Consider the following 1,686-nt stretch of genomic DNA (forward strand, 5'->3'; position numbering starts at 1 on the left):
CTTGAACCAAGTTAATTAAATGGTATAAGAGAATAAACCATAACAATCTATAAGCTTAAAGCGGAACACAGTCAGTGTTTGAGCTAAGCAAACTCAACGTTTTTATTGAGAGTTTGATCCTGGCTCAGGACGAACGCTGGCGGCGCGCCTAACACATGCAAGTCGAGCGATGAAAGTTGTTCAGATCCTTCGGGTGACGAACTTCTGGATTAGCGGCGAACGGGTGAGTAACGCGTGAGGAACCTGCCTCTCACAACGGGATAGCCTCGGGAAACCGGGATTAATACCGTATGACACTATCAGATGGCATCATCAGATAGTTAAAGTGCTAGCGGTGAGAGATGGCCTCGCGTCTGATTAGTTAGTTGGTGGGGTAACGGCCTACCAAGACGACGATCAGTAACCGGCCTGAGAGGGTGAACGGTCACATTGGAACTGAGACACGGTCCAAACTCCTACGGGAGGCAGCAGTGGGGAATCTTGCACAATGGGGGAAACCCTGATGCAGCGACGCCGCGTGAGCGATGAAGGTTTTCGAATCGTAAAGCTCTGTCCTATGGGAAGATAATGACGGTACCATAGGAGGAAGCCCCGGCTAACTACGTGCCAGCAGCCGCGGTAATACGTAGGGGGCGAGCGTTGTCCGGAATTACTGGGCGTAAAGGGTTCGCAGGCGGCATGACAAGTCCGATGTAAAAGGCGAAAGCTCAACTTTCGTAAGCATCGGAAACTGTCAAGCTTGAGTGAAGGAGAGGCAAGTGGAATTCCTAGTGTAGCGGTGGAATGCGTAGATATTAGGAGGAATACCGGTGGCGAAGGCGACTTGCTGGACTTCAACTGACGCTGAGGAACGAAAGCGTGGGTAGCAAACAGGATTAGATACCCTGGTAGTCCACGCCGTAAACGATGAGTGCTAGGTGTCGGGGGTCAAACCTCGGTGCCGTCGTTAACACACTAAGCACTCCGCCTGGGGAGTACGTGCGCAAGCATGAAACTCAAAGGAATTGACGGGGACCCGCACAAGCAGCGGAGCATGTGGTTTAATTCGAAGCAACGCGAAGAACCTTACCAGGACTTGAAATACTAGCGCCCACTTTAGAGATAAAGTTTTTTCTTCGGAAACGCTAATACAGGTGGTGCATGGTTGTCGTCAGCTCGTGTCGTGAGATGTTGGGTTAAGTCCCGCAACGAGCGCAACCCTTACTTCTAGTTGCCAGCACGTAATGGTGGGAACTCTAGAGGGACTGCCGATGATAAATCGGAGGAAGGTGGGGATGACGTCAAATCATCATGCCCTTTATGTCCTGGGCTACACACGTGCTACAATGGTCGGTACAGAGGGCAGCGAAAGAGCGATCTCAAGCGAATCTCAAAAAACCGATCCCAGTTCGGATTGCAGGCTGCAACTCGCCTGCATGAAGTCGGAGTTGCTAGTAATCGCAGATCAGAATGCTGCGGTGAATGCGTTCCCGGGTCTTGTACACACCGCCCGTCACACCATGGGAGTTGGCAATACCCGAAGCCGGCGAGCTAACCGCAAGGAGGCAGCCGTCGAAGGTAGGGTTAATGACTGGGGTGAAGTCGTAACAAGGTAGCCGTATCGGAAGGTGCGGCTGGATCACCTCCTTTCTAAGGAAAAAGGCTTCTGCCTGCGGGCAGGAGCCACAAAGATGGTACTTCTCTTAT

General features: G+C 51.8%; 1 rRNA gene. It reads left to right on the forward strand.

Features of this window, described 5'->3' with window-relative positions:
- Positions 1-101 precede the first annotated feature (101 nt).
- Positions 102-1,629: ribosomal RNA gene (locus tag HMPREF1863_RS01890) — 16S ribosomal RNA — on the forward strand.
- Positions 1,630-1,686: the final 57 nt, after the last annotated feature.

Source organism: Aedoeadaptatus coxii, from assembly GCF_001553115.1.
Classification (GTDB): Bacteria; Bacillota; Clostridia; order Tissierellales; family Peptoniphilaceae; genus Aedoeadaptatus; species Aedoeadaptatus coxii.